Genomic DNA, 23,062 nt, shown 5'->3' on the forward strand with positions numbered 1-23,062 from the left:
AGAATCCAGCGATACCGGGCAAAAGATTGCCAAATGTTCCGACTACCCTCTCAAGCAGAAGCGAAAATTCGTACCGCTTTTAGTCCAATTTCCTTTCAGTACAGAGGATTTTTCAGACATCGCCGACCCGCAGGCCTGTTTTACAGTGGCACGCACCAACCACTGACAAGCATCTGCAAAAGAGGCAGGAACATGCAACGGAATGCGACAACCCGCTACCCCATCCTTTTGGTCCATGGCCTGTTCGGGTTTGACCGTATCGGCCATTTCGAGCTTTTTCATGATGTCAAGCAAGCGCTGAGGGAGGCAGGCGGGCAAGTGTTTGTGCCGCAGCTGTCCGCAACCCATGACAACGAAGTTCGCGGCCAGCAATTGATGTTCCAGATCGAACGCGTTCTGCGAGGCACCGGCGCCGGTAAAGTCAACCTGATCGGACATAGCCAGGGCGCGCTGGCATGCCGTTATGCCGCTGCGCTCGCGCCGGAGAAAGTCGCCTCGGTGACATCGGTCAGCGGCCCCAATCACGGCTCGGAACTGGCTGACGCCTTACGCCTGGCGCTGGTTCCGGGAGGCCTGCCGGAGCAGGTGGCGGAGCACGCTGCGACACAGTTTGCGCGATTCCTCTCGCTACTCAGCGGTCAACCGGGTCTGCCGCAGGCCGCCGTAGCCGCACTCAATGCCCTGACGACTGCGGACGTCGGGCAATTCAACAAAAAATACCCTCAAGGCCTGCCTTCGACGTGGGGCGGCCAGGGGGCGGAACGGGTCAATGACGTCCACTACTACTCCTGGAGCGGCACGCTGCAGGACAATTTGTTGCAGGCTCTGGATCCAGTGCATTCCGTCTGCCACGCATTATCCAGCCATTTCGTCACGGAGGCCGGACAGAACGATGGTTTCGTGGGCCGTTACAGTTCTCACTTGGGCCGGGTCATCCGCTCCGACTATCCCCTCAATCACCTTGGCAGCTTGCGCCATCCGGGCGGGTTGCGAATACCCGGCGCGGATCCCGTCGACCTCTATGTCGAACACGCGATGCGCCTGAAAGCCGCGCAACTGTAGATGTACGTCAATGTACCGAGTGGAACTTTGCAGAGAAATCGCTTACTGAATCCGGTAGGCTCCACACTTTACTGAAATAGATTGGAGAATTTCCCCATGGCTAAAGCCACTGCCCGCCACATCCTGGTTTCCAGCGAAGACAAGTGCAACGAACTCAAGGCCCAGATCGAAGCCGGTGCTGATTTCGCCGAGGTCGCCAAGGCCAACTCCAGCTGCCCGTCCAGCCGTCAGGGCGGCGATCTGGGTTCATTCGGTCCTGGCCAGATGGTCAAGGAATTCGACACCGTGGTCTTCAGCGCGCCAATCAACGTCGTGCAAGGCCCGGTGAAGACCCAGTTCGGTTATCACCTGCTCGAAGTCACCAGCCGCCAGGACTGATCCGTCGCCTGACTGCTGTCCCAACGGCCCGCCTTTTGGTGGGCCGTTGTGTTTTGGTTACAGGATACGGCTGGCGACTGACGCGCCGCTCGCGTACAAATTGCGCTTATCGATCACCCGGCTTTAAGGCTGACAATGCGACTGGCTTTCCCGACTTTACTGTTCACTGCCGTGGCCCTGCTATTGGGCGCCGCCGGTGTGAACGCCACCCCGCAACATGCGTTGACCGTCTATGGCGAACCTGCCAAATACCCGGCCGGTTTCAGCCATTTCGACTACACCAATCCGCGGGCGCCCAAGGGCGGCACCATGCGCCGCTCGGCGATAGAGATCGGGCATTTCGATCACATCCTGCCTTATATAGATAAAGGCATCGGCGTCACCCAGATCGACGGCATGCTCTATTCGCCGCTGGCCCAGCGTTCGATGGACGAGCCCTACACGGTCTATGGCCTGGTGGCGCAAAAGATGGAGCGCTCGGAGGATGGTCTGTCGCTGCGCTTCTTCATCGATCCCAAGGCGCGTTTCGCCGACGGCAAGCCGATCACTGCCGAGGACGTGCGCTACACCTATGACCTGTTGATGACCCAGGGCAGCCTGCGCTATCGCACGCAGTTCGCCGACGTCAAAGGCGTGGAAGTGGAAGCGCCGCTGACCGTGCGCTTCGATTTCAAGAGCAACGAGAACCGCACCCTGCCGCTGGACATTGCCACCCTGCCGGTGTTTCCCGAGCACTGGTGGAAAACCCGCGACTTCGCCGGTGGCGGTGGCTATGAACCACCACTGGGCAGCGGCCCGTATCGGGTCGGCAAGGTCGACTCCGGGCGCAGCATCACCTTTGAACGCAACCCCGACTGGTGGGGCAAGGACCTGCCGGTCAGTCGCGGCCTGTATAACTTCGATCACTTCAGCATCGAATATTTCGGCGACACCGATGTCGCCCGCCAGGTATTGCGCGGCGGTGCCTATGACTACAACCGCGAGTTTTCCGCCACCGGCTATTCGATCGGTTACGACAGCCCTGCGCTGAGTGACGGCCGCTTGCAGAAAGCCCACCTGGCCACCGAGGCCCCGCAATCGGCGCAGGGGTTCGTGTTCAACCTGCAGAAACCGATGTTCCAGGATCGTCGGGTGCGCCAGGCGCTGGCGATGCTCTGGGATTTCGAGTGGAGCAACCGGCAGATGATGCGCAACATGTACATCCGCCAGCAGAGCTATTTCTCCAATACCGCACTGGCAGCCCGCGAGCTGCCGGACGCCGCCGAACTGAAAATCCTTGAGCCGTTGCGCGGGCAGGTTCCCGACGAAGTATTCAGCCAGGTCTTCGAGGCGCCGAAAACCGATGGCAGCGGGCTGATCCGCGACAAGCAACTGCAAGCCCTGGAACTGCTCGAACAGGCTGGCTGGAAACCCGAGGGCGACCAACTGGTCAACGCCGAAGGCGAACCGTTGAGTTTCACCTTTCTGGTCAGCCAGAACGGTATGGATCGCCTGCTTCTGCCTTACAAGCGCACGCTGAAACAGATCGGCATAGAGCTGAATATCCGCCGCATCGACTCCTCGCAATACGTCAATCGCCTGATGAGCCGCGACTACGACATGATCGTCACCGGCTACCCGGTCAGCACGTCTCCGGGTGGCGAGCTGCTCAACTACTTCGGCTCGATATCGGCCAACGACCCCGGCGCCAACAACTACATGGTGCTGAAAAATCCGGCGGTCGACACCCTGATCAACGGCCTGATCCGCGCGTCGACCCAAAGCGACATGCTGCACTACGCCCACGCTCTGGACCGGGTGCTGCAATGGAACTACTACTGGATTCCCAACTATTACCCGCCGGGCACCTCCACCGTCTGGTGGAACCGCTTCGGCATGCCGGCGATCCAGGCCAGCAATGACGAAGCCATCGAGAGCTGGTGGGAAATCAGCAGCACGCCGTTGACCAACCAACAGATGACCGCCGAAAAAATCGGGCGTGGCAGACCCGGAGGACCGCACTGATGTGGGCATACATTCTGCGGCGCCTGCTGCTGATCATTCCGACGCTGGTGATCATCCTGCTGGTCAATTTCGTGATCATTCAGGCCGCACCCGGTGGCCCGGTCGAACAGGCCATCGCCCATCTGCAAGGGATCGGCGGTGCGAGTGTCGGCGGCAGTTCCAGCGAAACCATGAGCAACACTTCGCGTGCCAGCCGTGGCCTCGATCCGCAACTGATCAAGGACATCGAAAAGCAGTACGGTTTTGACAAACCGGCGCATGAGCGGCTGTGGCTGATGCTCAAGAACTACGCGCAGCTGGACTTCGGCAAAAGCTTTTTCCGCGGTGCGACGGTCACCGATCTGATTCTGGAAAAAATGCCGGTGACCATTTCTCTCGGCTTGTGGGCGACGCTGATCACCTATCTGGTGTCGATCCCGCTGGGCATCCGCAAAGCGGTGCATCACGGCAGCCATTTCGACATCTGGAGCAGCACCGCGATCATCATCGGCTACGCGATGCCGGCGTTTCTGTTCGCAATGTTTCTGATCGTGGTGTTTGCCGGTGGCACGTCATTGAACTGGTTTCCAGTGCGTGGTCTGGTCTCGGACAACTTCGAATCGCTGTCGACCCTGGGCAAGATTGCCGATTACTTCTGGCACCTGGTGTTGCCGGTGACGGCGCTGGTGATTGGCGGCTTCGCCACGCTGACGATTCTCACCAAGAACTCGTTCCTCAATGAAATCACCCGCCAGTACGTAGTCACCGCCCGCGCCAAAGGCTTGAGCGAGCGCCGCGTGCTTTACGGCCATGTGTTCCGCAATGCGATGCTGCTGGTGGTCTCGGGGATTCCGCAGGCGTTCATCAGTGTGTTCTTTGCCGGTTCGCTGTTGATCGAAGTGATCTTCTCTCTCGACGGCCTCGGCCGCATGAGTTACGAAGCGGCGGTTTCTCGCGATTATCCGGTGGTGTTCGGCTCGCTGTTCATCTTCACCCTGTTCGGCCTCCTGATAAAACTGATCGGCGACTTGTGCTACACCCTGGTCGACCCACGTATCGACTTCGCCGCGAGGAACGCCTGATGTTCAAGCTCTCGCCTCTGGGCCGTCGCCGTTTTGCCCGATTCAAGAAAAACCGCCGTGGCTGGTGGTCGTTGTGGCTGTTTATCGGACTGTTTGTGGTTACGCTGGGCGGTGAACTGATCGCCAATGACAAACCACTGGTGGTGAGCTACCAGAACCAGCTCTACTTCCCGGTCTTCAAGCGCTACACCGAACAGGAGTTTGGCGGGCAATTGCCGTTCCAGGCCGATTATCGCAGTGACTATGTGCAGAACCTGATCCGCAAGGACGGTGGCTGGCTGCTGTTCCCGCCGATCCCGTTCAGCGACGACACGCCCAACTACGACCTCAATCAGCCAGCACCGAGCCCGCCCTCGAAGGTCAACTGGCTCGGCACCGACGATCAGGCGCGTGATGTGTTGGCGCGGGTGATTTTCGGTGCACGGGTATCGATCCTGTTTGCCCTGATGCTGACCGCCGTCAGCGCGCTGATCGGCATTGCTGCCGGCGCCCTGCAAGGCTATTACGGCGGTTGGGTCGATCTGCTCGGGCAGCGTTTGCTGGAGGTCTGGAGCGGATTGCCGGTGCTGTACCTGCTGATCATTTTGTCCGGCTTTGTCGAGCCGAATTTCTGGTGGCTGCTGGGAATCATGGCGCTGTTTTCATGGCTGGCACTGGTGGATGTGGTGCGCGCCGAGTTCCTGCGCGGGCGTAATCTGGAATACGTCAAAGCGGCGCGCGCGTTGGGCCTGAGCGACCGCAAGGTGATTTTCCGGCACATCCTGCCCAATGCGATGAACGCGACGCTGAGTTACTTGCCGTTCATTCTGACCGGCGCAATTTCCACCCTTACCGCCCTCGACTTCCTCGGTTTCGGCATGCCCGCCGGCAGCGCTTCGCTGGGCGAACTGATTGGTCAGGGCAAGCAGAACCTGCAAGCGCCGTGGCTCGGGCTGACGGCATTCTTCACCTTGGCGCTGATTCTTTCTTTACTGGTGTTCATCGGCGAAGCGTTACGTGACGCGTTCGACCCTCGATCCTGAAGTGTGACCATGACTGATAACCTGATCGAAATCCGTGACCTGAACGTCGCCTTCCATGGCCAGCCGGCGGTGCGCGACCTGTGCCTGGACATCCGGCCCGGCGAGTGCCTGGCGCTGGTCGGCGAGTCAGGCTCGGGCAAATCGGTGACTGCGCATTCGATTCTGCAGTTGCTCCCCGAAGGCGATGCGCAAACCAGCGGCAGCATTCGCTATCGCGGTCAGGAACTGCTCGGTGCCGATCCAAAGGTCTTGCGTGAGCTACGCGGCAACCGGATCGCAATGATCTTCCAGGAGCCGATGACCTCGCTCAATCCGCTGCACACCATCGAAAAGCAGATCGGCGAAACGCTGCTGGTGCATCGCGGTCTGGGCGGTAAAGCGGCGCAGCAGCGCATCCTTGAACTGCTGGAACTGGTGGGCATTCAAAAGCCCAAAGAGCGCCTCAAGGCCTATCCGCATCAACTGTCCGGCGGCCAGCGGCAACGAGTAATGATCGCCATGGCGCTGGCTTGCGAGCCGGAACTGCTGATCGCTGACGAGCCGACCACGGCGCTTGATGTGACAGTGCAACGCAAGATCCTGCTGCTACTCAAATCCCTGCAACAACGCCTGGGCATGTCGCTGCTGCTGATCAGTCACGACCTCAATCTGGTGCGCAGCATTGCGCAACGGGTGTGTGTGATGAAGGCTGGCGAAATCGTCGAGCAAGCCCCGTGCGAAACCCTGTTTACCGAACCGAAACACCCTTACAGCTGCGTGCTGCTCAACGCCGAGCCGGAAGGCGAAGCCCTGCCCCGCGATGAACGCGAGAACGTGCTGGAGGTGGATGATCTGCGGGTCGAGTTCGTCGTCGGCGGCGGGCTGTTCCAACGCAAACAATATTTGCGGGCGGTGGACGGCATCAGCCTGAATATCCAGCGCGGCAAAACCCTGGGCATTGTCGGTGAGTCCGGTTCGGGCAAGTCGACCCTGGGTCAGGCGATTCTGCGGTTGCTCGATTCCGAGGGCAGTATCCGTTTTCAGGGCACCGCCCTCGACGGCCTCGATCAGAAGCAATTGCGACCATGGCGTCGGCAGATGCAGGTGGTGTTTCAGGATCCGTTCGGCAGCCTCAGTCCACGGATGTCGGTGGCGCAAATCATCAGTGAAGGGCTGGAGGTGCATTGTCAGTCCAGCGCCGATGAGTGCGATGCACAGGTGATCCGCGTGCTCAAGGAGGTCGGTCTCGATCCGGAAAGCCGTCATCGCTACCCGCACGAGTTTTCCGGCGGTCAGCGCCAGCGCATCGCCATCGCCCGGGCGCTGGTGCTGAAACCGGCGCTGATCCTGCTCGACGAGCCGACCTCGGCCCTTGATCGTACCGTGCAGAAACAAGTGGTCGCCCTGCTCCGCGACCTTCAGGAAAAACACGGTTTGACCTACCTGTTCATCAGCCACGACCTGGCGGTGGTGCGGGCGCTGGCGCATGACATGATCGTGATCAAGGACGGCAAAGTGGTTGAGCGCGGTGCCAGCCATGATGTATTCGACTCACCGCAGCATCCTTACACCAAAGAGCTGTTGGCGGCGGCGCATCCGGGGTAGGCATAATCGGCGCTTGCCTTGATACCGAGTCGCATCTATCGCGAGCAGGCTCACTCCTACAGTGGAACGCCTTTCAAATGTAGGAGTGAGCCTGCTCGCGATGGCGTCGCCACAGCCGAAACACATCCAGGATCTGCCAGATGAACACCACCGAAAGCCTCAAGGACTACCAACGCGTGCGCACGCTGGCGATCCGCTCGCTGTTCGAGATCATCGAGCAGTCCAGCGAAGGCACGGTGATTGTCGATCGTGACGCGAACATCGTCTGGATGAACGAACGCTATGCCCGGCGTTTCGGTCTTGAGTCAGCGAAAAAAGCCATCGGCCAACCCTGCGAAAGCGTGATTCCCGGCAGCCTGCTGCGTGAAGTGGTGCGCACCGGCCGGCCGATCCTGCTGGACATGCAGGACACACCGAAAGAGCCGCTGGTGGTGATGCGTCTGCCGATCCACGACGATGCCGGGGCGGTGATCGGCGCCATCGGTTTTGCCCTGTTCGATGAATTACGCAGCCTGTCGCCGATGCTCAAGCGCTACCTGAACATGCAGGAAGAACTCGCCTCGACCCGCTCGCTGCTGCGGGCGCGGCAGACCAAATACAACTTTGCCCATTTCATCGGTACCAGCAGCGCCAGCCTCGAGGTCAAACGCCGCGCCCGCCGCAGTGCGAGCACCGATTCACCCGTGTTGCTGCTCGGCGAAACCGGCACCGGCAAGGAGTTGCTGGCTCAGGCGATTCACAGCGCTTCGCCCCGGGCGCACAAAGCCTTCGTTAGCATCAACAGTGCGGCGATTCCCGAAGCGCTGCTGGAAGCCGAGTTTTTCGGCACCGCGCCTGGCGCGTTTACCGGCGCTGACCGCAAGGGTCGTACCGGCAAATTGCAGATCGCTCAGGGCGGTACGCTGTTTCTCGATGAGATCGGCGACATGCCGTTGCCGCTGCAGAGCAAACTGCTGCGGGTGCTGCAGGAAAAGGAGTTCGAACCGGTTGGCTCCAACGACGTGATCCAGAGCGATGTGCGAGTGATCGCGGCGACTTCGACCGATCTGCAAGCCGCGATCAAACGCGGTGAGTTCCGCGCCGACCTGTATTACCGGCTCAACGTGCTGCCGATCCAGGTTCCGCCGCTGCGCGAACGTCTCGACGATCTGCCGGCACTCAGCGAGGCGATTCTTGAAGAACTGCGCAGTCAGCATGAGCTGAGTCGCGCAGCGCTGGATCTGCTCGGGCAACATGCGTGGCCGGGCAACATCCGCGAATTGCGCAACGTGCTGGAGCGCGCGGCGCTGCTCAGCGATGACCTGATCCTCACCGAAGAGGATATTCGCGCGGCCATCGGCACCTTTACCCCGGTTGAGCGCCCGTCGGTGTCGACGCGAGAGCCGTTGGCGGATGAGACTTTCGCCGAGGCACGGCAGCGGTTTGACCGGCAGTTGATCCAGTCCGCCCTCGCGCAATGTGCGGGCAAAGTGCCGGAGGCGGCGGCTCGACTGGGACTGGGACGCTCGACGCTGTACAAGAAGATGCTGGCCTTGGGCATCACCGAGTCTCAATAAAGAGACCCGAGTCCCCAATAAAAGACAACAGCAAAAGCTTCGCGAGCAAGCCCGCTCCCACAGGGGATACGCTTTCCAAATGTGGGAGCGGGCTTGCTCGCGAAGGCGTCAGCCCTGTCAACAAAAATCTCCAGAAGGAGACAACCCTTCAACTCTCAACACGCTTAAAACAATAAAACCCTTACATTTCAATGATTTGAGTATCTGGCACAGATCTCGCTAAAGCCTCTCCAGCACCCGCTTCACCCACAAAAATAACAATCTTTGGAGACACTCCATGAGTGTGATCATCGCCTTGGCAGCCCTCGCGCTGCTGATGCTCGCCGCCTACCGTGGCTACAGCGTCATCCTCTTCGCCCCGATTGCCGCCCTCGGCGCTGTCCTGCTCACTGACCCTTCCGCCGTCGCCCCTGCCTTCACCGGGGTGTTCATGGAGAAAATGGTCGGTTTCATCAAACTGTATTTCCCGGTGTTCCTGCTCGGTGCCGTGTTCGGCAAGTTGATCGAATTGTCGGGGTTCTCCCGTTCGATCGTGGCCGCAGCGATTCGCTTGCTCGGCACGCGTCAGGCGATGCTGGTGATCGTGCTGGTCTGCGCCTTGCTCACTTACGGCGGCGTGTCGTTGTTCGTGGTGGTGTTTGCGGTGTATCCATTTGCCGCGGAAATGTTCCGCCAGAGCAACATCCCCAAGCGCCTGATCCCGGCAACCATTGCCCTCGGCGCATTCTCGTTCACCATGGACGCCCTGCCCGGCACGCCGCAAATCCAGAACATCATTCCCAGCACCTTCTTCAATACCACCGCGTGGGCGGCGCCGTGGCTGGGGGTAATCGGCACGATTTTCGTGTTCTGCGCCGGCATGCTGTTCCTGCAGCGCCAACGCAACAAGGCCCAGCGCGCCGGCGAAGGTTATGGCACCGAGCTGCGTAACGAGCCGGAAACCGCCGAAGACCTGAAGCTGCCAAACCCATGGATCGCCCTGTCGCCGCTGCTGGCGGTGGGCATCATGAACCTGCTGTTCACCCAGTGGATTCCGCAGTGGTACGGCAAGACCCACAGCCTCGCGTTGCCGGGGATGGCCACGCCGGTGACTACGGAAATCGCCAAGCTCACCGCAATCTGGGCGGTGCAGGCGGCATTGCTGATCGGCATCCTGATGGTGTTGGTGTTCGGCTTCAAGGCGATCCGCAGCAAACTCGCCGAAGGCAGCAAAAGCGCGGTCAGCGGTGCATTGCTGGCGGCGATGAACACCGCCTCGGAATACGGTTTCGGTGCGGTAATCGCTTCGTTGCCGGGCTTTCTGGTACTGGCCGACTGGCTCAAGCAAATCCCCAATCCGCTGGTCAACGAAGCGATCACCGTGACCCTGCTGGCGGGTATCACCGGTTCGGCGTCAGGCGGCATGAGCATCGCGCTGGCGGCGATGTCCGAGCAATTCATCGCGGCGGCACACGCCGCGAACATTCCGCTGGAAGTGCTGCACCGCGTGGCCGCGATGGCCAGCGGCGGCATGGACACCCTGCCGCACAACGGCGCGGTGATTACCCTGCTGGCGGTCACTGGCCTGACCCACCGCGAGGCCTATAAAGACATTTTCTGTATTACGCTGATCAAGACCCTGGCGGTCTTCGTAGTGATCGGCACTTTCTACGCCACTGGCATTGTGTGAGGTATTCATGACGACTCTTTCGGGCAAGACCGCACTGGTTACCGGTTCCACCAGCGGCATCGGCCTGGGCATCGCCCTGAGCCTGGCCAAGGCCGGCGCCAACCTGATTCTCAACGGTTTCGGTGATGCCTCGAGCGTGATCGCCGAAGTCGGCCAGTTCGGTGGCAAGGTCGGTCACCATCCAGCCGATGTCAGCGATCCGGCGCAGATTGCCGACATGATTGCTTACGCCGAACGCGAATTCGGCGGCGTCGACATTCTGGTCAACAACGCTGGGATTCAGCACGTGGCGGCCGTCGAGGAGTTTCCGGTAGAGCGCTGGGACTCGATCATCGCGATCAACCTGTCATCGGTGTTCCACAGCACCCGCCTGAGCCTGCCGGGCATGCGCGCCAAGGGTTGGGGACGAATCGTCAACATTGCCTCGGTGCATGGTCAGGTGGGGTCGACCGGTAAAGCCGCGTATGTCGCGGCCAAGCATGGAGTGATCGGTTTGACCAAAGTGGTCGGACTGGAAACGGCTACCAGTAATGTGACCTGCAACGCGATCTGCCCGGGCTGGGTATTGACGCCGCTGGTGCAGAAACAGATCGATGATCGTGCCGCCAAAGGCGTCGATCCGCAGCAGGCGCAGCATGATTTGCTGGCGGAGAAGCAGCCGTCGCTGGAGTTCGTCACGCCGCAGCATCTGGGGGAACTGGTGTTGTTTCTATGCAGCGAGGCTGGCAGCCAGGTGCGCGGGGCGGCGTGGAATATTGATGGAGGCTGGTTGGCGCAGTAATGCTGCGCCCCTGTGGGAGCGAGCCTGCTCGCGAAAGCGGTGTATCAGCCAACATCAATGTTGAATGTAATTCCGCTATCGCGAGCAGGCTCACTCCTACAAGTGATGTGTCATGAACAACACAACAAGAGGCAAACCAATGTCCGACCTCCTCTGGCAACCCGATGCCGAGCGTATCGCCCAATCGCGCATGGATCAGTTCCGCCGCGACATCAATCAGCGCCATGGCCTGGCGCTGAGCAGCTACACCGACCTGCACCGCTGGAGCGTGGAACAGCGCGAAGCGTTCTGGCAGGCGATCGTCGATTTCTTCGACATCCGCTTTCACACCCAGCCCGACGCCGTCCTGCGTGAAGGCGCGCAGATGCCCAGTGCCGAATGGTTTCCCGGCGCGACCCTGAACTTTGCAGAACACCTGCTGCGCCGTCGTGACGATGCCGTTGCAGTGATCGCCGTGGCGGAAAACGGTCAGCGCGAACAGCTGACCTGGGCCGAACTGGCCGAGCACGTCGCCGGTTTTCAGGCCAGCCTGCAAGCCGCCGGTGTCGGCCTCGGCGACCGGGTGGCCGCGTGCATGCCCAACACCTGGCAGACTCTGGTGGCGATGCTCGCGACCACCAGCCTCGGGGCGATCTGGTCGTGCTCGTCGCCGGACTTCGGCACCCATGGCGTGATCGACCGTTTCGGCCAGATCGAACCCAAAGTGTTGATCACCTGCGCCGGCTACCGTTACGCCGGCAAAGACATCGACCAGACCACCAAGATCAACGAAATCCTCGCGCAACTGCCATCGCTGCAGCAGTTGATCATCGTGCCCTACGCTCGCGCGCAGGCCCGTACCGAGGATTACCGAACCCACGCCAACGTGACGTTGTGGGACGAGTTCTACCAACCCGGCGGCGAACCACGGTTTGTCCCGGTGCCGTTCAATCACCCGCTGTACGTGTTGTATTCCAGCGGCACCACCGGCGTACCCAAATGCATCGTGCACAGCACCGGCGGCGTACTGCTGCAGCATGCCAAGGAGCATGGCCTGCACGTCGATCTCGGCCCCGGTGACCGGTTGTTCTACTACACCACTTGCGGCTGGATGATGTGGAACTGGCTGGTCTCGGCCCTCGCGGTCGGCAGCGCGGTGGTGCTGTATGACGGCTCGCCGTTTCACCCGGGCCATGAGCGCTTGCTCGACCTGATCGACGACGAGCGCATCAGTGTGTTCGGCACTAGCCCCAAGTTTCTCGCGACACTGGAAAGCAGCGGTTTAAAGCCTGCGCACAGCCATGATCTGAGTAGCCTGAAGACCCTGCTCTGCACCGGCTCCGCGCTGTCGCCGCAGAGTTATGACTTCGTCTACCGCGACTTTAAGCGCGATGTGTGCCTGGCGTCGATGTCCGGCGGCACCGATGTGGTGTCGTGCTTCGTCAACGGTAATCCGCTGTCGGCGGTGCGCCGCGGCGAAATCATGGGCAAGAGCCTGGGCATGGCGGTTGAAGTGTGGAACGACGCCGGCGTTGCCGTGATCGGCGAAAAAGGCGAGCTGGTCTGCACCCGGCACTTCCCGGCGATGCCCGTCGGGCTGTGGCATGACCCTGACGGCGCAACACTGCGCAAATCCTATTTCAGCCTGTTCCCCGGTGTCTGGGCCCAGGGCGACTACGCCGAGCAATTGCCCCACGGCGGGATGCTGATCCACGGCCGCTCCGACGCCGTGCTCAACCCCGGCGGCGTGCGCATCGGCACGGCGGAAATCTATCGTCAGGTCGAGAAAGTCCCGCAGGTGCTGGACAGCGTGGCGATCGGGCAGCAATGGCAGGACGATGTGCGCGTAGTGCTGTTTGTCCGTCTGCAGGATGGCGTGACGCTGGATGACCACCTGCAACAACAGATCCGCCAGGTGATCCGCGCCAACACCACGCCGCGCCATGTGCCGGCGAAGATCGTCGCGGTGACCGATATTCCGCGCACCATCAGCGGCAAGGTGGTGGAACTCGCGGTGCGCAATGTGGTGCATGGCGAAGTGGTAAAAAATACCGATGCGTTGGCTAATCCTGAAGCGCTGGAACAGTTTCGCAATCGCCCGGAATTGTCGGACTGATCCCAATCCCTTGTGGGAGCGGGCTTGCTCGCGAAGGCAATCTGTCAGTCGATAACAATGTGACTGATACACCGCTTTCGCGAGCAAGCCCGCTCCCCCAGAGGTGAGGTGTTAATCCACCAAGCCCCAATCGCCTGGTATTGGGGGCGCCGGCGGCGACCCCGCAATCGTCCAGAGCTTTCGGCTTAGCACGCCATCCCCTTGTGGGAGCGGGCTTGCTCGCGAAAGCGGTGTGTCAGTCCCGCTGATATCGACTGATGGATCGCATTCGCGAGCAAGCCCGCTCCCCCAGAGGTGAGGTGTTAATCCACCAAGCCCCAATCGCCTGGTATTGGGGGCGCCGGCGGCGACCCCGCAATCGTCCAGAGCTTTCGGCTTAGCACGCCATCCCCTTGTGGGAGCGGGCTTGCTCGCGAAAGCGGTGTGTCAGTCCCGCTGATATCGACTGATGGATTGCATTCGCGAGCAAGCCCGCTCCCACAGGGGTGGGGTGTTAATCCATCAAGCCCCAATCGCCTGATGTTGTGGGTGCGGGCGCCGGGCCCGCCTCGGTGTGTAGTTTCAAACGCAGGCGCAGGTTGTTCTGCGAATCGGCATGTTTGAGCGCTTCGTCCTCACTGATCACGCCCTCCACCACCAGCCCGTACAGCGCCGCGTCGAAGGTCTGCATGCCGACCTCGCCAGACTTCTCCATGATGCCCTTGAGTTCACCCAACTCGTTGCGGCGGATCAGGTCGGCGATGGTCGGGGTGCCGAGCATCACTTCGACCGCCGCCCGGCGCTGACCGTCCACAGTGCGCACCAGCCGTTGCGAGACGAACGCCTTGAGATTGTTGCCCAGTGCATGCAGCAACTGCGGGCGGCGCTCTTCGGGGAACAGATTGACGATACGGTCCAGCGCCTGATTGGCGTTGTGCGCATGCAACGTCGACAGCACCAGATGCCCGGTGTCGGCGAACGTCAGCGCATGCTCCATGGTTTCGCGGTCGCGGATCTCACCGATCAGCACCACATCCGGGGCCTGGCGCAGGGTGTTTTTCAGCGCCGCATGGAAACTGCGGGTATCGACGCCGACTTCGCGTTGATTGATGATCGAGCGCTGGTGTCGATGGATATACTCCACCGGGTCTTCGATGGTGATGATATGCCCGCTGCTGTGGCGGTTGCGGTGATCGATCAGCGCGGCCAGCGAAGTGGATTTACCGGAGTCGGTGGCGCCAACGAACAGGATCAGCCCCTGTTTGAGCATCACCGTTTCCAGCAATACCGGCGGCAGTTTCAGGTCTTCGAAGCGCGGGATATCGAGTTTGACGTTGCGGATCACGATTGACACATCATTGCGTTGCTTGAAGACGTTCACCCGAAAACGCCCGATGCCCGTACGGGAAATCGCCAGGTTCATTTCCAGATCCCGATCGAACTCGCGCCGTTGCTCGGCGTCCATCAGGGAGTTGGCGATGGTCTCGACCTCGCCGGGCTTGAACGGCCGCTCGCTGAACGGCGTCAGCACGCCATCGATGCGCGCACTGGGTGGCGCTCCCGTGGACAGGAACAGGTCAGAGCCGTGCTGGCTCGACAGACGGAGCAACAGTGCATCGATTTCCATGGCAATAAGCACCCGCGAAGCATTCAATGAACAGAAATGACCCGCTGTCGTGACGTCACGGGTCATACAGCGTCTACCGCAAGTGCAAGAATAGTAGATGCCAACGCACTGACCGACGCTCAGGATACATGTGATGAACGCAGCACCCTCCCCCGATGACGCCCAAGCCCTGATCGCCCGTACCGACTGGAGCCGCACGCCGTTGGGCGCTTCTGGCACCTGGCCGCAAAGCCTGCGCACCGCGGTGGACATCGTGATTCACTCGCCGATGCCGATGCTGCTGTTGTGGGGGCCGCAGCTCACGCAGATCTACAACAATGGCTTTGCGATGCTCGCCGGCAGCAAGCATCCACACGCTTTCGGACAGCCGGCGCACCTTATATGGCCGGAGCTTCAGGACTTTACCGACCCGATTTATCGAGCCGTCCTACAAGGCCAGGTGCGCACCTACAGCGAGCGGCGATTTACCCTGCAACGCGGAGGCGTAGAGTCCGACTTCTGGCTGGACCTGACCTACAGCCCCATCCGCGATGAAGACACGCAAGTGGCGGGGATCCTGGTGACGGCTATCGAAACCAACGAACGCCGGCGCATCGCCCTCGAATTGCAACGCCGTTCCGAAGAAAGTCTCAAGGCTCAGCGCGACACTGAAGAACGCCTGCAACTGGCGCTGGCCGCCACCGATGCGGTTGGCACCTGGGATTGGGATATCGGCGAAGACCGCTTCATCGCCGACGCGCATTTCGCCCAGTTGCACGGCATCGACCCGGCACAAGCCGGCCAGTTGCCGATCAGCGACTACCTGCAAGGCGTGCACCCCGAAGACCGCGCCCTGATCGCCCGCAGCATCAAGCATTGCATCACCCACGGCACCGAGTACGCCGAGGAATATCGCCTGCTCAAAGCCGACGGCGAGCTGCGTTGGGTGTTTGCCCGGGGCCGCTGTTACAAGGATCACCACGGGCGACCCGTGCGCTTCCTCGGCGCCGCGCTGGACCTGACCGAGCGCAAGCACACCGAGCAGGCGCTGCGCCAGAGCCAGACGGAATTGCAGCTGATCATCAATGCAATGCCGATCCTCATCAGCTACGTCGACCACGAAGAGCGCTTCCGCCTTAACAATGCGGCGTATCTGGACTGGTACGGCCTCACGCCGCAGGAACTGTATGGCCGTACCATTCGCGAAGTGATCGGCGAAGAAGCCTACTTCCTGCGCGCGCCGTATATTGCCGAAGCGCTGGCCGGGCGGCCCTGCTCGTTCAGCCTGTATACCCCGCATCGCGACGGCAGCAACCGCCATGCGCTGATGAATTACCTGCCGCGCCACGGCGCCGACGGCTCAGTCAACGGTTTTTATATTTTCGTGATCGACGAATCCGAACGGAAGAAGACCGAAGAAGCCCTGCGCAATCTCAATGAAACCCTCGAAGAGCGGGTCAGCGCCCGCACCGAACAACTGGCTCAGGCCAATCAGCGTCTGCAGAACGAGATGTTCGAACGTGAGCGCGCCGAAGATGCGTTGCGCCATGCGCAGAAAATGGAAGCGGTCGGCCAGCTCACCGGCGGTATCGCCCACGACTTCAACAACATGCTCACCGGAATTATCGGCAGCCTCGACCTGATGCAACGCTACATCGCGAACGGCCGTGCCGATGAAATCGGCCGTTTCACCGAAGCGGCGGTGTCGTCGGCCAACAGAGCGGCGGCGCTGACCCATCGCCTGCTGGCGTTCTCGCGCCGGCAGTCGCTGGATCGCAAGACCCTCAATGTCAACGAACTGATTCATTCGCTGGAGGATTTGATCCGCCGTACCAAGGGCGACCCGATCGAACTCACGCTGCGCCTGGCCGACGATGTCTGGCCGATCAGCACCGACGTCAGCCAACTGGAAAATGCCCTGCTCAACCTGGTGATCAACGCCCGCGACGCTATGCCCGATGGCGGCGAGTTGCTGATCGAAACCGCTAATGTCTACCTCGACGGCAACGACATCACTACCCTCGAACCGGTCAAGGCCGGCGACTACCTGATGCTGGCGGTCAGCGACAACGGCACCGGCATGACGCCGTCGGTACGGGCCAAGGCGTTCGATCCGTTCTTCACCACCAAACCGATCGGCCAGGGCACCGGGCTGGGGCTATCGATGATTTATGGCTTCGCCCAGCAGTCGGGCGGCCATGTCAGCCTCGACAGTCTGCCGAATCAGGGCACCTGCGTGCGCTTGTACTTGCCGCGCCTGAACCTGCTGGAGCCGGAACGGCCAGTCGTGGAAACCCTCAGTGCGGCGCCGACGGCCACCTGTGGCGAAACCGTGGTGGTGGTTGAAGATGACCCGGCAGTGCGCATGCTGGTGCTCGATCTGCTCAAGGAGCTGGGTTACCTCGCCCACGAAGCCGCCGACGCCAGCGCCGCCCTGCCGCTGCTGGAATCGGAGCTGCGTGTGGATCTGCTGGTGACCGACGTTGGTCTACCGGGGATGAATGGCCGGCAACTGGCGGAAATCGCCCGCCAGCATCGTCCGGGGCTGAAGGTGCTGTTCATGACCGGTTATGCGCAGAAAGCCGCCGAGCGTCAGGGCTTTCTGGAGGATGGCATGGACATGGTGGCCAAGCCGTTTTCGATTGAAGTGCTGGCCAACAAGATCCGCGAGATGATCAACCAAACGCCGTCACTTGAGGCATAATCCCGCGCCCCGCCGTCACCCCGTTACAGGTATCGCACGATGAAAGCCCAAGCCCGCCACATTCTGGTGAAAACCGCCGAAGAGGCCGAACAACTCAAGCAACGCATTGCCAAGGGCGAAGCGTTCGATGTGCTGGCGAAGAAATACTCGACCTGCCCGTCCGGCAAACGCGGCGGTGATCTGGGTGAAGTGCGGCCGGGGCAGATGGTCGGCGCGATCGATGCGGTGATTTTCAAGAAGCCGCTGCGCACGGTGCATGGGCCGATCAAGAGCAAGTTCGGCTATCACCTGGTGCAGGTGTTTTTCCGCGACTGAAGGCTTTGCTTTCGGGCGTTTGTGGCGAGGGAGCTTGCTCCCGCTGGGTGGCGGAGCCGCCCCAATAAGGCTTGCGCCTGCTGCGCAGTCGAGCGGGAGCAAGCTCCCTCGCCACAAGAACACTCATTCTTTAGGGATCAACGCCCCCGGCACCTGAATCACCCGACTTGCCAGCCAATGCCCCGCCTGCGCCGCCTCGACCGGACTGCCACCCAGCAACCGGCTAGCCAGATACGCCGCGCTGAACGAGTCTCCCGCCGCCGTCGTATCCACCACCTTCTCGACCTGCTGCGCCGGCACTTCGAACGCCTCATCATCGCAGCGAATCAGACACGCCTCGGCGCCACGCTTGAGCACCACTTCCGGCGTGCCGATCTGCGCGTACGCCTCGAACACCGCGTCGCAATCGGCAAAATGGAACAGCGCCTGTTCGTCATCCACGGTCAACAACGCCAGATCGACATGCGGCAACACGCTGCGATAGGCCGCCCGCGCCTCTTCCGGTGAGGCCCACAAGCGTGGCCGATAATTGTTGTCGAAGACGATCCGCGCGTCGCGCTGGCGGGCTTCGATCAGGGTCTGGATCAAGCGCTCGCGCCCCTTCGCACCTAACACTGCGAGGGTGATGCCGCTGAAATACAGCACATCGTAGTCCGGCAGCGCTGCCAGAATCGGCTCCGCCGCTGGGGTGGTGAAGCAATCGCGCACCGCCGCTTCATTGCGCCAGTAGAGGAAACGCCGCTCGCCGTTGGCGTCGGTCTGAATGCAGTACAGGCCGGGCAAACGACCGGGCAGACGCTGCACGAGATCCAGGCCAATGCCTTCGTCAGCCCAACTCTGGCACATGGCATCGCTGAAGCTGTCGTCGCCGAGCGCGGTGACGTAATCGACCTGGGCTTTGTCGCCGAGGGCGCGGGACAGGTACACCGCGGTGTTCAAGGTATCGCCGCCGAAGCTTTGCTGCAGGCTGCCATCGGCGCGGTGCTGGAGTTCGATCATGCATTCGCCGATCAGGGCGATGCGCGGGGTGTTCGGGCCCAGGGGGCTGAGGCTGGTCATTGGGAGGTGTCTCTGGATAATCATCGGTGTTTGGGCGGCCCTCATCGCGAGCAGGCTCACTCCTACAATTGGAATGCGTTCCCCTGTAGGAGTGAGCCTGCTCGCGATGGGCGCGACTCGGTCTGAAACCTTAGAAGCAGGTCTCCATGCTCTCGACCACCGCCAACTGCTCATCCACCAGCAACCCCACCCGCCACTTGTCGAACGTCAGGCACGGGTGCGAGGTGCCGAAGGAAATGATGTCGCCCACCCGCAACTCAACCCCCGGCGCCACGCTCATGAACGCATGCTGGTCCATCACCGCCGTCACCTTGCACGCGCCAACGTCATCGCCGACCGCCGGCACCACACCGGCCTTGTACCGCAACAACGGCACCGGCAGTCCGGCATCGAACGCCACGTCGCGCTTGCCGAGAGCGATCACCGCAAAACCCGGCTCCGGCAGCGATTGCACGTGGGCCCAGACTTCCAGCGCCGGGCGCAATCCTTCGTGCAGATCGCTACGACGATCCAGCACGCAGCACTGCGCTTCCTTGTAGATGCCATGATCGTGGGCGACATAACTGCCCGGGCGCAGCACGCTGAGGAAGCGTCCGCTCGCATTCTGTGCCTCGAACGACTCGGCGATCAGGTCGTACCACGCCGAACCCGAGGCGGTGATGATCGGCTTGGCAATGGCAAACGCGCCACTGTCCTGCAGTTGTACCGCCAGTCGCACCAGTGAGGCGGCGAATTCGCGAATACCGCTGACCGCGTGATCGCCATGGATCACCCCTTCGTAACCTTCGATGCCGGTCAGGGCCAGCGCCGGTTGCGCATTGATTGCCTGGGCCAGCGCGATGACTTCCTGCTCGCTGCGGCAACCGCAGCGGCCACCGACCACGCCGTATTCGATCATCACGTTCAACTTGACCCCGCGCGAGGCGAAGTAGGCGCCGAGATCGGCGACGTTGTCCGGGTGATCGACCATGCAATAGAAATCGAAATCGGCATCGGCCAGCAGATCGGCAATCAGTGCCATGTTCGGCGTGCCGACCAGTTGGTTGGCCATCAGCACCCGGCGTACACCGTGGGCGTACGCGGCGCGGGTCTGGGTGGCGCTGGCGAGGGTGATGCCCCACGCGCCAGCGTCGAGCTGACGCTGGAACAGCGCCGGGGTCATGCTGGTCTTGCCGTGGGGCGCGAGCTCGGCGCCGCTGTCGCTGACGAACTTCTGCATCCAGCGAATGTTGTGCTCCAGCGCCTCGCGGTGCAGCACCAGCGCCGGCAGGCTGACGTCGCGCACAAGGTGCGCACCGATGGCGGCGTCGCCCTTTTCCACAGCGGTATTGATGGCAGTCGTCATGCTTGAACTCCTCACTGTCGCGGCCGCAGGCAGCCGCGGTTATTCGTTGATGCGCCGGGCGAGGCTGTTGGCGCTCTCGATCAGCACCCGGCGATAGTCGTCGTAATTGTTTTTCGCATCGGCCCGTGGGGCGACGATGCACAGGGTGCAAATGGCCACGCCGCTGGGGTCTTTGACCGGCGCGGCGAAGCAATGGGTGAAGGTGTCGGCCACGCTGTCGAAGGAGAAGAAACCGTCGATGCCAGCCTGGCGGATCTCCGCCAGAAAGCGTTCCAGCGGCAGGCGCTCGCCGTCGGGCAGGATGTAGTCGTCTTCGTCGATCAGGTCGATGATCTGCTGGTCGCTCAAATGCGCCAGCAGCAAGCGCCCGGACGCAGTCCACGGGATCGGCGCGTTTTCGCCGATGTCGGACGAAATGCGGAAATGCCGCTCGCCCTCCTTCATCAGCGCCACCGTGTATTTGCGCCCGTTGAGCAGGCACATTTGCGCGGTTTCCCGGGTCTGGCTGACGATCTCCTGCAAGGCGTGATCGGCCTCGCGACTGAGGTCGAAGTGACGCAGGTGCGCCTGCCCGAGGAAATACAACTGACGTCCGAGATAGACGTGACCGTCCTTGCCCACCGGCTCCAGAATCCGTCGCTCAAGCAGCGACGCCACCAGTTCGTAGACCGTGGATTTCGGGCTGCCGATGCCGTTGGCGATGTCGTTCGGACGCAGCGGCTGGCCGATCTCCTTGAGGAAGTCGAGGATATCGAACGCCCTGTCCAGACCACGGGCCCGGCGTTTGATGGTGTCTTCGGTCATGTCTTCAGTTCCCAATGAAAGTGCCGGGAGTGTACCGAGAGTGCAGCGTCGACGGTTAGATCGCCATCGCGAGCAGGCTCACTCCTACAGTTGAAGCGCGTCCTTCTGTAGGAGTGAGCCTGCTCGCGATAGGGGCACCTCGGTTCAGGGTTTCTTCTTGTACGCGATGCAATCGATCTCGACCTTGCAATCAACCATCATGCTCGCCTGCACACAGGCCCGTGCCGGGGCGTGTTCAGGTTTGAAGTACTCGCCGAAAACCTTGTTGAAACTGCTGAAATCCCGCGGATCGTCCAGCCATACGCCAGCCCGCACCACGTCCTCCAGGCCATAACCGGCCTCTTCGAGAATCGCGATCAGGTTTTTCATGGTCTGGTGGGTCTGCTCGACGATACCACCAACGATGATCTCGCCATCCACCGCCGGCACCTGGCCGGACACGTGCAGCCAGCCATCCGCTTCAACCGCGCGCGCGAAGGGGCGTGGCTGACCGCCAGCGGCGGTGCTGCCGGTGCCGTATCGAGTAATGCTCATGGGTACTTCTCCTGATTACAAAGCAAAAATTAGAACCGCGTGCTCTTGAGAAACTCAGCCAGACGCGGCGATTGCGGGCGTTCGAACAGTTCCTTGGGCGGCCCCTGCTCTTCGATCCGCCCCTGATTCATGAACACGATCTTGTCCGAGACCTCGAAGGCGAAACGCATCTCGTGGGTCACCAGCAACATGGTCATGCCGTCTTCGGCCAGGCCCTTGATCACGTTCAACACTTCACCGACCAGCTCCGGATCGAGGGCTGAGGTGACTTCGTCAAACAGCATCAGGCTGGGGTTCATCGCAATCGCCCGGGCAATCGCCACACGCTGTTGCTGACCGCCGGAAAGCTGTCCGGGAAAGTGATTGCGCCGCTCCAGCAGGCCGACCCGCTCCAGCCATTTTTCGGCCAGCACCACGGCTTGGTCCTTGTGCATTTTCTTAACCTTGAGCAGACCGAGGGTGACGTTCTGCAAGGCGGTCAGATGCGGGAACAGGTTGAATTGCTGGAACGCCATGCCGGTCATGGCGCGATGGCGGGCGATGACTTTTTCCGCATGACGCACACGTTTACCGCCAACCTCGTCATAGCCGATGGACTCGCCGTCGAGCAGGATCTGCCCGCCCTGGAACTCTTCGAGCATGTTCACGCAGCGCAGCAAGGTGGTCTTGCCCGAACCGCTGGAGCCGATCAGCGTCACGACGTTGCCGCGCTGCATGCTCAGATCGACACCCTTGAGCACTTCGACCGCACCGTACTGCTTGTGCAGGCCACGGATGTCCAGCAGCGGCTGACCGTTCTGAACGTTGGAAACTTGAGCTTGAGCTTGAGCTTGAGTCATGGCAGGGCCACCCGCTTTTCAATATGCCGGCCGAGTAATTCGATGCCGTAGTTGATGACGAAGAACAGAAAACCGGCGAACAGGTAGAACTCCAGAGTCATGAAAGTCCGGGCGATGATCTGTTGGGTGCTGAGCAGCAATTCAGCGACACCGATCACCGAGAGCAAGGTCGAGGCCTTGACGATTTCGGTGGATGAGTTGACCCAGGTCGGCAGGATCTGCCGCAACGCCTGGGGCAACAGCACGTAACCGAGGGATTGATAAAACGTCAGGCCGATCGCCTTGCTCGCTTCCATCTGCCCGCGTGGCAATGCCTGCAAGGCACCGCGCACGATCTCGGCGACGTGCGAGCCGCAGAACAGCGTCAGGCCCAGCGCACCGGCCTGAAACGCGCTGATCTGCCAGCCCAGCGCCGGCGCCATATAGAAGCAGGCCAGCACCAGTACAAACACCGGCGTGCCGCGAATAATGTCGACATAAAAGCGGAACGGCGCGCGCATCCAGAACTTGCCGTAAGTCAGCACCAGACCGGCGACAACCCCGAGCAGCGTGCCGAACAGAATCGCCAATGCCGACACTTGCACACTGGTCAGGAAGCCTTGCAGCAACGTCTCGCGTGCCACCCACAATTCACGCAACCAACTGGGAGATTCGTACATCGCAGC

At 61.3% G+C, this 23,062-nt stretch carries 19 protein-coding genes; 12 read left to right on the top strand and 7 right to left on the bottom strand.

What is annotated here, in order from left to right; genetic code table 11:
• Nucleotides 1–192 precede the first annotated feature (192 nt).
• From VLA07_RS18865 to VLA07_RS18910, 10 genes are all read left to right on the top strand, one after another.
• On the top strand, nucleotides 193–1,062 hold the full coding sequence (locus VLA07_RS18865; RefSeq protein WP_027612669.1) for an esterase/lipase family protein: 870 nt from the start codon (nucleotides 193–195) through the stop codon (nucleotides 1,060–1,062).
• 96 nt (nucleotides 1,063–1,158) lie between these two features.
• The gene (locus VLA07_RS18870) at nucleotides 1,159–1,440 is read left to right on the top strand and encodes a peptidylprolyl isomerase (protein WP_016774509.1); all 282 of its coding nucleotides are present in this window, start codon (nucleotides 1,159–1,161) and stop codon (nucleotides 1,438–1,440) included.
• A gap of 135 nt (nucleotides 1,441–1,575) precedes the next feature.
• On the top strand, nucleotides 1,576–3,444 hold the full coding sequence (locus VLA07_RS18875; RefSeq protein WP_247269744.1) for an extracellular solute-binding protein: 1,869 nt from the start codon (nucleotides 1,576–1,578) through the stop codon (nucleotides 3,442–3,444).
• The gene (locus tag VLA07_RS18880) at nucleotides 3,444–4,505 is read left to right on the top strand and encodes a microcin C ABC transporter permease YejB (RefSeq protein WP_027612667.1); all 1,062 of its coding nucleotides are present in this window, start codon (nucleotides 3,444–3,446) and stop codon (nucleotides 4,503–4,505) included. The genes VLA07_RS18875 and VLA07_RS18880 overlap by 1 nt, the downstream gene beginning before the upstream one ends.
• Nucleotides 4,505–5,527 (top strand): ABC transporter permease, encoded by a 1,023-nt coding sequence (locus VLA07_RS18885; RefSeq protein WP_098964175.1) that lies wholly within the window; start codon nucleotides 4,505–4,507, stop codon nucleotides 5,525–5,527. The genes VLA07_RS18880 and VLA07_RS18885 overlap by 1 nt, the downstream gene beginning before the upstream one ends.
• A 9-nt stretch (nucleotides 5,528–5,536) precedes the next feature.
• Nucleotides 5,537–7,111: an ABC transporter ATP-binding protein gene (locus VLA07_RS18890; protein ID WP_135295905.1), complete on the top strand. Its 1,575-nt coding sequence runs from the start codon at nucleotides 5,537–5,539 to the stop codon at nucleotides 7,109–7,111.
• Between the two features lie 140 nt (nucleotides 7,112–7,251).
• Complete coding sequence (locus tag VLA07_RS18895) at nucleotides 7,252–8,667, top strand: sigma-54 interaction domain-containing protein (RefSeq protein ID WP_333990449.1); 1,416 nt, start codon at nucleotides 7,252–7,254, stop codon at nucleotides 8,665–8,667.
• A 277-nt stretch (nucleotides 8,668–8,944) separates the two neighbouring features.
• On the top strand, nucleotides 8,945–10,336 hold the full coding sequence (locus VLA07_RS18900; RefSeq protein ID WP_027612663.1) for a GntP family permease: 1,392 nt from the start codon (nucleotides 8,945–8,947) through the stop codon (nucleotides 10,334–10,336).
• 7 nt (nucleotides 10,337–10,343) lie between these two features.
• Nucleotides 10,344–11,117, top strand: a complete 774-nt coding sequence (hbdH, locus tag VLA07_RS18905) for a 3-hydroxybutyrate dehydrogenase (RefSeq protein ID WP_047294787.1) — start codon at nucleotides 10,344–10,346, stop codon at nucleotides 11,115–11,117.
• Between the two features lie 139 nt (nucleotides 11,118–11,256).
• Complete coding sequence (locus tag VLA07_RS18910; protein WP_333990454.1) at nucleotides 11,257–13,212, top strand: acetoacetate--CoA ligase; 1,956 nt, start codon at nucleotides 11,257–11,259, stop codon at nucleotides 13,210–13,212.
• Between the two features lie 493 nt (nucleotides 13,213–13,705).
• Here VLA07_RS18910 and VLA07_RS18915 read toward each other — a convergent pair whose 3' ends face one another.
• Nucleotides 13,706–14,818, bottom strand: a complete 1,113-nt coding sequence (locus tag VLA07_RS18915; protein WP_097087304.1) for a PilT/PilU family type 4a pilus ATPase — start codon at nucleotides 14,816–14,818, stop codon at nucleotides 13,706–13,708.
• A 133-nt stretch (nucleotides 14,819–14,951) separates the two neighbouring features.
• Between VLA07_RS18915 and VLA07_RS18920 the strand changes: the two genes are divergently transcribed.
• Nucleotides 14,952–17,501 carry a PAS domain-containing hybrid sensor histidine kinase/response regulator gene (locus VLA07_RS18920; RefSeq protein ID WP_333990458.1) on the top strand — a complete coding sequence of 850 codons (2,550 nt, stop codon included), beginning with the start codon at nucleotides 14,952–14,954 and terminating at the stop codon, nucleotides 17,499–17,501.
• 39 nt (nucleotides 17,502–17,540) lie between these two features.
• Nucleotides 17,541–17,816, top strand: a complete 276-nt coding sequence (locus tag VLA07_RS18925; protein ID WP_003225447.1) for a peptidylprolyl isomerase — start codon at nucleotides 17,541–17,543, stop codon at nucleotides 17,814–17,816.
• 123 nt (nucleotides 17,817–17,939) lie between these two features.
• Here VLA07_RS18925 and VLA07_RS18930 read toward each other — a convergent pair whose 3' ends face one another.
• The 6 genes from VLA07_RS18930 to VLA07_RS18955 all read right to left on the bottom strand — a co-directional run bounded on the left by VLA07_RS18930 (nucleotide 17,940) and on the right by VLA07_RS18955 (nucleotide 23,056).
• Nucleotides 17,940–18,875 (bottom strand): sugar kinase, encoded by a 936-nt coding sequence (locus VLA07_RS18930; RefSeq protein WP_333990461.1) that lies wholly within the window; start codon nucleotides 18,873–18,875, stop codon nucleotides 17,940–17,942.
• Between the two features lie 130 nt (nucleotides 18,876–19,005).
• Entirely contained in the window at nucleotides 19,006–20,220 is a 1,215-nt protein-coding gene (locus VLA07_RS18935) for an amino acid deaminase (RefSeq protein WP_333990462.1), read from the bottom strand.
• A 39-nt stretch (nucleotides 20,221–20,259) separates the two neighbouring features.
• Nucleotides 20,260–21,024 (bottom strand): IclR family transcriptional regulator, encoded by a 765-nt coding sequence (locus VLA07_RS18940; RefSeq protein WP_027612656.1) that lies wholly within the window; start codon nucleotides 21,022–21,024, stop codon nucleotides 20,260–20,262.
• Between the two features lie 144 nt (nucleotides 21,025–21,168).
• Nucleotides 21,169–21,558, bottom strand: coding sequence for a RidA family protein (locus VLA07_RS18945; protein ID WP_003225452.1), 390 nt, complete (start codon nucleotides 21,556–21,558; stop codon nucleotides 21,169–21,171).
• Between the two features lie 29 nt (nucleotides 21,559–21,587).
• Entirely contained in the window at nucleotides 21,588–22,397 is an 810-nt protein-coding gene (locus VLA07_RS18950; protein ID WP_330206058.1) for an amino acid ABC transporter ATP-binding protein, read from the bottom strand.
• On the bottom strand, nucleotides 22,394–23,056 hold the full coding sequence (locus tag VLA07_RS18955; RefSeq protein ID WP_247269190.1) for an amino acid ABC transporter permease: 663 nt from the start codon (nucleotides 23,054–23,056) through the stop codon (nucleotides 22,394–22,396). Before VLA07_RS18955 ends, VLA07_RS18950 begins: the two co-directional genes overlap by 4 nt.
• Nucleotides 23,057–23,062: the final 6 nt, after the last annotated feature.

The sequence above is a fragment of the Pseudomonas sp. S3(2024) genome (assembly GCF_036861315.1).
In the GTDB taxonomy this organism is placed as follows: domain Bacteria; phylum Pseudomonadota; class Gammaproteobacteria; order Pseudomonadales; family Pseudomonadaceae; genus Aquipseudomonas; species Aquipseudomonas putida_A.